The 7,752-nt window shown below is 70.1% G+C and carries 6 protein-coding genes and 1 tRNA gene; 5 read left to right on the top strand and 2 right to left on the bottom strand.

Annotated features, from left to right (window positions below; all coding sequences use genetic code 11):
* The 5 genes from V6S85_RS13600 to V6S85_RS13580 all read left to right on the top strand — a co-directional run bounded on the left by V6S85_RS13600 (position 1) and on the right by V6S85_RS13580 (position 4,167).
* A tRNA-Met gene (locus V6S85_RS13600) sits at positions 1–77 on the top strand.
* 178 nt (positions 78–255) lie between these two features.
* Entirely contained in the window at positions 256–1,569 is a 1,314-nt protein-coding gene (gene fucP / locus V6S85_RS13595; RefSeq protein WP_334349210.1) for an L-fucose:H+ symporter permease, read from the top strand.
* Positions 1,570–1,571: 2 nt separating this feature from the next.
* A complete protein-coding gene (locus V6S85_RS13590; protein WP_334349209.1) occupies positions 1,572–2,585 on the top strand; it encodes a zinc-binding alcohol dehydrogenase family protein in 1,014 nt (337 codons plus the stop codon).
* The gene (locus V6S85_RS13585) at positions 2,579–3,382 is read left to right on the top strand and encodes an amidohydrolase family protein (RefSeq protein ID WP_334349208.1); all 804 of its coding nucleotides are present in this window, start codon (positions 2,579–2,581) and stop codon (positions 3,380–3,382) included. The genes V6S85_RS13590 and V6S85_RS13585 overlap by 7 nt, the downstream gene beginning before the upstream one ends.
* Positions 3,383–3,387: 5 nt before the next feature.
* A complete protein-coding gene (locus V6S85_RS13580; RefSeq protein ID WP_334349207.1) occupies positions 3,388–4,167 on the top strand; it encodes an IclR family transcriptional regulator in 780 nt (259 codons plus the stop codon).
* Here the strand turns inward: V6S85_RS13580 and V6S85_RS13575 are convergent.
* Positions 4,164–5,342, bottom strand: coding sequence for a glycoside hydrolase family protein (locus V6S85_RS13575; RefSeq protein WP_334349206.1), 1,179 nt, complete (start codon positions 5,340–5,342; stop codon positions 4,164–4,166). The genes V6S85_RS13580 and V6S85_RS13575 overlap by 4 nt on opposite strands.
* Positions 5,343–5,371: 29 nt before the next feature.
* Complete coding sequence (locus tag V6S85_RS13570) at positions 5,372–7,729, bottom strand: glycoside hydrolase family 95 protein (RefSeq protein ID WP_334349205.1); 2,358 nt, start codon at positions 7,727–7,729, stop codon at positions 5,372–5,374.
* Positions 7,730–7,752 lie beyond the last annotated feature (23 nt).

Raw genomic sequence — 7,752 nt, 5'->3', positions numbered from 1 at the left:
CGCGGGGTGGAGCAGCCCGGTAGCTCGTCAGGCTCATAACCTGAAGGTCACAGGTTCAAATCCTGTCCCCGCACCCAAATCTTCTACAAATGGCCCTCGCTAGCGCGGGGGCCTTTTGTCGTTTCGGGCCGTGTTTTCGACCCCGCGCGGCCGCTTCGCGCCGTCTGATTGATTTCATATTTGACGATATGGTTCATATATGATGCCTTGTCGGCAGGCGCTCCGTCAGAGGGCGCGGCCGGGAGGAGACGCCTCATGACCAAGGACCCCACAGCACGCGATTCAAGAGGCCGGGCGGGCCTCGCGCCGCTGGTGCTGATCGTCGCGCTGTTCTTCCTGTGGGGCGTGGCCAACAATCTCAACGACGTGCTGATCCCGCACCTGAAGAAGGCCTTCTTCCTCACCGACCTGCAGTCGGGCCTGGTGCAGTCGGCCTTCTATCTGGGCTATTTCTTCCTGGCCCTGCCGGCGGGCCTCTTGATGCGCCGCTACGGCTACAAGGCCGCGGTGATCGTGGGCCTGGTGCTGTTCGGGGCGGGGGCGCTGCTGTTCTGGCCGGCGGCCGAACTGCGTCGCTACGAGCTGTTCCTCAGCGCCCTGTTCGTCATCGCCTCGGGCCTGGCGTTCCTGGAGACCTCGGCCAACCCGCTGATTACCGTGCTGGGCGATACCGCCCGGGCCGAGCAGCGGCTGAACCTGGCCCAGGCCTTCAACCCGCTGGGCGCGATCACCGCCGTGGTGGTCGGCCGGCAGTTCATCCTGTCGGGCGTCGAGCCGACCAAGGCCGAGTTCGCGGCCATGACGCCGGCGCAGCTGTCGGCCTTCCAGGCCGCCGAGGCCCAGTCGACCCAGGCTCCATACCTGATCATCGCCGCTGTCGTGCTGGCCTGGGCGCTGCTCGTGGCCTTCACGCGCTTTCCGGTCCAGGCCAGCCGCCCGGGCGCCGACGCCCACGAGGACAAGGTCGACAAGCCGATCCTGGGCCTGTTCTCGCGCCCGCGCTTCCTGTTCGGCGTGGTCGCCCAGTTCTTCTATGTCGGCGCCCAGGTGGGCGTGTGGAGCTACATGATCCGCTACGGCCAGGACCAGGTCCCGGGCATGGGCGAGAAGACGGCGGCCGCCTATCTGTCATGGTCGCTGGTCGGCTTCATGGCCGGGCGTTTCGCCGGCACGGCGCTGATGAGCCGGGTCGATCCCTCGCGGCTGATGGCGCTGTTCGCCGCCGCCAACGTGGCGCTGACCCTGGTCGCCGTGGCCGTCGGCGGCCACACGGGGCTGCTGGCCCTGGCGGCCACCAGCTTCTTCATGTCGATCATGTTCCCGACCATCTTCGCCAGCTCGCTGAAGGGTCTGGGGCCGCTGACCAAGACCGGATCGTCGTTCCTGGTGATGAGCATCATCGGCGGGGCGGTGCTGACGGCGGCGATGGGCGCGCTGTCGGACGCCAGCTCGATCCGGACGGCGATCCTCGTGCCCTGCGCCTGCTTCGCCGTGGTGGGACTGTTCGCGATCACCGCCCGCCGGCGCGAGCTCTGCGCCCACGACGCCGTGCTGGTCGGAGGCCATTGAGGATGATGGACGTTCTGGTCTGCGCGGCGCCGGGCGAGCTGGTGCTCGAGCGCCGGCCGATGCCGACGCCGGGGCCCGGCGAGGTGCTGCTGCGCGTGCGCAGGGTGGGGGTGTGCGGCACCGACATGCACATCTATCGCGGCACCCAGCCTTATCTGTCCTATCCGCGAGTGATGGGCCACGAGCTGTCGGGCGAGGTGGTCGCCGCGCCGCCGGGGAGCGACCTGGCGCCCGGCGACCACGCCTACGTCATGCCCTACCTGTCGTGCGGGGCCTGTCCGGCCTGCGCCAAGGGCAAGACCAACTGCTGCATGAACATCCGCGTGCTGGGCGTGCACATGGACGGCGGGCTGGCCGAGTACCTGGCCGTGCCGCAGGGCTTCGTGCGCAGGGTCGAGGGCGTGGGCCTGGACGAGGCGGCCATGGTCGAGTTCCTGGCCATAGGCGCCCACGCCGTGCGGCGGGCCCGGATCGAGCCGGGGCAGAGCGCCCTGGTGGTCGGGGCGGGCCCGATCGGCATCGCCGCGGCGCTGTTCGCCCGGCTGGCCGGAGCGCGGGTGACGGTGCTGGACGGCCGCGAGGACCGGCTGGCCTTCTGCGCCGAGCACCTCGGCGTCGAGCGGACGCTGACCGTCGGCGAGGACACGGCGCAAGCGCTGTCGGCGCTGACCGACGGCGCGTTCTTCGACGTGGTGTTCGACGCCACCGGCAATCCGGCGGCCATGCAGCAGGGGTTCGCCTATGTCGGCCACGGCGGCAGCTATGTGCTGATCTCGGTAGTGGCGGCCGACATCACCTTTTCCGACCCCGAGTTCCACAAGCGCGAGATGTCGCTGCTGGGCAGCCGCAACGCCACGATCGAGGACTTCGACCACGTGCTGGCGGCGATGCGGGCGGGTCATGTGCCGACGGCGGCGCTGAACAGCCACAGGGCCGACCTGCGGGATCTGGCGCAGGCCCTGCCGGGCTGGATGGAGCCGTCGGCCGGGGTGATCAAGGCCATCGTCGCGTGCTGATCGACGCCCACTGCCACGTCTGGCGGATCGGGGAGAACGACTGCCGATGGCCGACGCCGGACCTGCCGGTCATCCACCGCGACTTCGGCCTGGACGACCTGCGCGCGGCGGGCGGGCCTGACGGCGTGGTGCTGGTGCAGTCGCAGCCGAGCGAACAGGACACAGCCTGGCTGCTGGCGCTGGCGGCGGAAGATCCGCTGGCCCTGGGCGTTGTCGGCTGGATGGACCTGGCGGCGCCTGACGCGCCGGCGCGGATCGCGGCCCTGGCCAGGGATCCCAAGCTGAAGGGGTTGCGGCCGATGCTTCAGGACCTGGCGTCGGACTGGATCCTGGATCCGGGCCTGGAGCCGGCGATCGCGGCGATGGTCGAGGCGGGGCTGGCCTTTGATGCGCTGGTCAGGCCCAGGCTCCTGCCGTCCCTGCTGGCCTTCGTTCGTCGCTGGCCGGACCTGAGGGTGGTGGTCGACCACGGCGGCAAGCCGGCGATCGGGGAGGGCGGCATGGAGCCCTGGCGCGACGACGTCGCCGCCCTGGCCGCCGAGCCGGGCGTGCAGTGCAAGCTGTCGGGCCTGCTGACCGAGGCCGGCGACTGCCCGACCGCAGAGGTGGTCGCGCCCTATGCGGCGCATCTGCTGGAGGTCTTCGGCCCTGAGCGGCTGATGTGGGGCAGCGACTGGCCGGTGCTGAACCTGGCCGGCGACTACGCGGCCTGGCGGGACACGTGCGAGGCCTGGGTCCCGCCGGCCGGGCGAGCGGCGCTATTTGGCGAGACGGCGCGACGATTCTATCGCTTATAGAAGCCATGTCCGACGCGCCCGCCAAGAAGCGAGAATATCGCGCTCCCGCCCTGGAAAAGGGCCTCGACGTGCTGGAGCTGCTGGCCGCGCACCGGGGCGGCCTGACCCTGGCGCAGATCTCGGCGGCGCTCGATCGCTCGTCCAGCGAGCTGTTCCGCATGGTCCAGGTGCTGGAGGCGCGGGGCTATGTGGGCCGCGCCGCCGACGAGGACGGTCTCGTCCTGACCAACAAGCTGTTCGCCCTGGGCATGACCCGGGCGCCGGCCAAGGACCTTCTCGAAGCCGCCCTGCCGGAGATGCGGGCTTCGTGCCAAGTCACCGGCCAGTCGTGCCACCTGGCCGTGGCCAGCGGCGACCAGATGGTGGTGGTGGCGCGCATGGAGGCCCCGGGCGACCAGGGCTATTCGGTGCGCGTTGGCTATCGCCGCAAGATCGTCGAGGCGACCTCGGGCCTGGTGCTGTTCGCCTTCCAGCCCGAGCGAGTGCGCGAGCGCTGGGGCGCGCAGCTGCGCGACGGGGCGACGAAGGCGACCTGGGAAACCTTCCTGGCCGCCGCCGCCCAGGCCCGCAAGGACGGCCATGTGCAGGCCGCCAGCTACGTGACCTCGGCGGTGATCGACCTGTCGGTGCCGGTTCACGGCGCCGACGGCGTGGTGGCGGCCCTGACCTGCCCGTATGTCGATACGCCCAGCGCGATCTCGATGCCCGACACCATCGCCAACCTGCAGCGCCACGCCGCCGCCATCAGCGCCGAGATCGGCCCGACGGCGCGGAACGGGATCTAGGGAAGCCCCGCCAGATCCCGGTCCATCGCCGCGCCGTCGAAGGGCACGACGATGACCTTGCTGCCGTGACCGTTGTTTCCGGTCTGGTCGTCCTTGGGCGTGTCGATGACGGCGAAGGTCATGGCCACGACGTGGCCGTTCTCGATCACCACGCCGGGCCGTTCGAGCTTGTTCCAGTGGTTCTTGGTTCCGTCGGCGTAGCGGATGAAGTCGGCGCCCGGCTCATAGGCCAGGCCCTGCACCCGCCAGCCGGTGATCCCGTCACGCGAGACCAGGTGATAGGCGCGGCGCTCGCGCCACTGGTTGACGACGATGTGGTAGAGGCCGCCGCTGAACCACAGCACCGGGTCCTCGAAAGCGCGCATGTCGCGCTGGGGGACGCCGTCGAGGCCGCGATAGACGCTGTCGCCCATCACCGTGTAGGGGCCGAGGATCCCCGTCCGGCTGATCAGGACCTGGCCCGAGCGCGGCACGATCTGATAGGCGCCGTCGGGGCGCAGCAGGACGCTGAAATTGGCCGGCTTGGCGGGCGTCGCCGTGGGCGTGTCGCGCAGGGCCACGTCGCCGGGCGTCTTGACCAGCTGGAAGCGGCTCTGGTCGAGGCTGATCGTTCCCAGCTGCGTCCACGGGCCGTCGATGCTGTCCGACACGAAGACGTCGCCGCCGCGCGTCTCGCTGACCACGGCGGCGTAGCGGCCGTCGTGCATCTTCAGGGCGGTGACGTTGTGGCCAAGGCCGCCCTGGTTGTCGGGCCAGGTCAGGCCACGGTCTTGATAGGGGCCAAAGAGGGTGTCGCTGATCGCGCTGACGGCCAGCGACCGGCCCCAGGCCTTGTGGCCGAGCGCCTGGTCCCAGCGGCTGGCGAACATGCGGTACCTGCCGTCGGCGCCTTTGAGGATCTGGCCGTCCCAGTAGTTCCAGCGGGCCATGCCGGCGTCCTCGAGGCCGTTGCGCGGGTCGCGCGGGCCGACCTCCCTGGCGCCCCAGGCGCTCGTCGACAGCTTGGCGCGCGGCATGGGCTTGAAGTAGCCGATGAAGGGCTTGGGCCCGAGCGTCGGGACGACCTCGGCGCCGACCGTGGCGGCCGGGGCCTGCCCCGCGGCGACGGCGGGCTGGATCATCGGGGCCAGGAACAGCGCCGCCGCCATGGCCAGCTTGCTTGAACGCGACGACATCGAGCTACTTTCCTTGAACATCTGGCTGGTCATGCTTGCTTCAGCACGCCGTTGCGCGCCACGAGCCGTATGTGCTGGCCCTTCCTAAGCTCGAGGTCCAGCGTCGAGCCTGCCAGGACGACGGTGTGCCTGCCGGCTTCCTTGGCGGTCAGGACGGCTTCGGCCAGCTTGCCGCCGCTCCAGCGGATATCGAGGGCGACCGCGCCGCGCGCGCGCAGGCCGGTCATCCGGCCGGTGGGCCAGCTCTTGGGCAGGGCGGGCAGCAGGTAGATGCGGTCGTTGCGGCTCTGCATCACCAGTTCGGTCATGCCCGAGGTCCCGCCGAAATTGCCGTCGATCTGGAACGGCGGGTGGGCGTCGAACATGTTGGGATAGGTGCGCTCGGGGCCCAGCAGCAGCTTGAGGATGCTGTGGGCGCGGTCGCCGTCGCCCAGGCGGGCCCACAGGTTCAGGCGCCAGGCGATGGCCCAGCCGGTCGACAGGTCGCCGCGGGTGACCAGCGAGGTCCTGGCGGCCCTGGCCAGATCCGGCGTGGTGTCGACCGAGATCTGGTCGGACGGGAACAGGCCGTAGAGGTGCGAGACGTGGCGGTGATGGATGTCGTTGGCGTCGGCGTCCCAGTCCTCCTGCCACTCCTGAAGTTGGCCGTCCTTGCCGATCTTGTAGGGGGCGAGCTTGTCGCGGGCGGCGCGGACCTCGGCGACGAAGGCGGCGTCGGGGCCCCCTTCCGAGCCGAGAATGGCCTCGGCCTTCAGGCAGTTGTCGAACAGGTCGCGGATGATCGCCTGGTCCATGGTCGGGCCGGCGACCAGGGACGAGCCGTGGCCGTGGTTGTTCTCGGGCGAGATCGACGGGTTGGTGACCAGCACGCCGAACTTCGGGTCGACCACCAGGGTGTCGAGGAAGAAGCGGGCCGAGCCCTTCATCAGCGGATAGACGCGGGCCAGATAGGCCTTGTCGCGGCCGTAGTCGTAGTGGTCCCAGACGTGCTTGCAGAGCCATGCGCCGCCGGTGGGCCAGACGCCAAACTTGGCGCCGTCGATCGGGCCGGTCGCGCGCCACAGGTCGGTGTTGTGGTGCGTGACCCAGCCGCGCGCGCCGTACATGGCCCTGGCCATGCGCTCGCCGGTCTGGGCGATGTCGGCGACCAGGGCGATCAGCGGCTCGACCAGTTCGGGCAGGTCGGTCGGCTCCGCCGGCCAGTAGTTCATCTCGGTGTTGATGTTGATCGTGTACTTGCTGCCCCAGGGGGCGAAGGTCTTGTCGTTCCAGACGCCTTGCAGGTTGGCCGGCTGGCTGCCGGGGCGCGAGCAGGCGATCAGCAGGTAGCGGCCGTACTGGAAATACAGCGCTTCCAGCGAGGGATCGTCGGTAGTCGGCGACTGCCTGATGCGCTCGTCGGTGGGCAGCAGGTCGGCGCGGGTGCGGCCGAAGTCGACGCTGAAGCGACGGAAGAGGGCGCGGTGATCGGCCTGGTGCCCGGCCAGGATCTTCGACCACGGCTTGCCGGCGAGCTTGGCCAGCGTGGCCTTGTTCAGCGCGGCCGGATCGCCCGAGACGTCGTCGTAGCGGCGATAGCTGGTGGCGGCGGCGACCAGCAGCAGCACCTCGTCGGCGCCCTTCACCGACAGCTTGCCGTCAGCGCCCGAGACCTGGCCGCCCTTGGCGCGGACCTCGACGCGGGTCTCGAAGGTCAGGCGGGCGTCGATGCCCTGCGAGGCCTCGTTCTTTCCGGCCAGGACCAGGTGCGCGCCCTCGACCGACGAGACGGGCTTGGACTTCAGCGGCGAGCTGAACGAGAGGTCGACATCGATCGCGCCCTTGCGGCTGGCGGTCAGGCGCACCGCGATGACGCCGTCGGGATGGCTGGCGATCACCTCGCGCACATGGCTGACGCCGCCGACGGTGAAGCGGGTGGTGGTGATCGCGCCGTCGAGATCGAGGTCGCGGACATAGCCTTCGACGGCGTCGGGCAGGCCGGGGAAGTCGAGCTTGAGGTCGCCGATGGTCTGGTAGGACATCTGGCGCTTGGGCAGGGCCATGAACTTGGCTTCGGCCAGATCGGTGGCCTTGGCGTACTCGCCCGCGTCGATCAGGCGGCGGATCTCCGGCAGGGCGCCGTTGGCCTCGGGATTGATCGGCTCGTAAGGGCCGCCGGCCCACAGGGTGTCTTCGTTCAGTTGCAGGCGCTCGGCCGCCACGCCGCCGAACACCATGGCGCCCAGCTTGCCCGAGCCGACGGGTAGGGCCTCGACCCATTCCTTGGCCGGTTGGCGGTACCACAGCCGCGGCGTCGAAGCCTTGGCCGGGGCGGCGCGCACGGGCGAGGCGGCGACCAGGGAGGCGCCGGCGGAGGCGGCCAGGGCGGTTCTGCGGGTCACATTCATCTTGTCGCCGTGCCTTGTTCTGA

It is taken from the genome of Caulobacter sp. CCNWLW153 (assembly GCF_036889365.1).
GTDB lineage: Bacteria > Pseudomonadota > Alphaproteobacteria > Caulobacterales > Caulobacteraceae > Caulobacter > Caulobacter radicis.
This window is presented reverse-complemented; position numbering and strand designations above follow the sequence as displayed.

Coding starts and splice junctions, on each gene's coding strand:
- fucP (WP_334349210.1), top strand. CDS start 256: ATGACCAAGGACCCCACAGCACGCGATTCAAGAGGCCGGGCGGGCCTC.
- V6S85_RS13590 (WP_334349209.1), top strand. CDS start 1,572: ATGATGGACGTTCTGGTCTGCGCGGCGCCGGGCGAGCTGGTGCTCGAG.
- V6S85_RS13580 (WP_334349207.1), top strand. CDS start 3,388: ATGTCCGACGCGCCCGCCAAGAAGCGAGAATATCGCGCTCCCGCCCTG.
- V6S85_RS13575 (WP_334349206.1), bottom strand. CDS start 5,342: ATGTCGTCGCGTTCAAGCAAGCTGGCCATGGCGGCGGCGCTGTTCCTG.
- V6S85_RS13570 (WP_334349205.1), bottom strand. CDS start 7,729: ATGAATGTGACCCGCAGAACCGCCCTGGCCGCCTCCGCCGGCGCCTCC.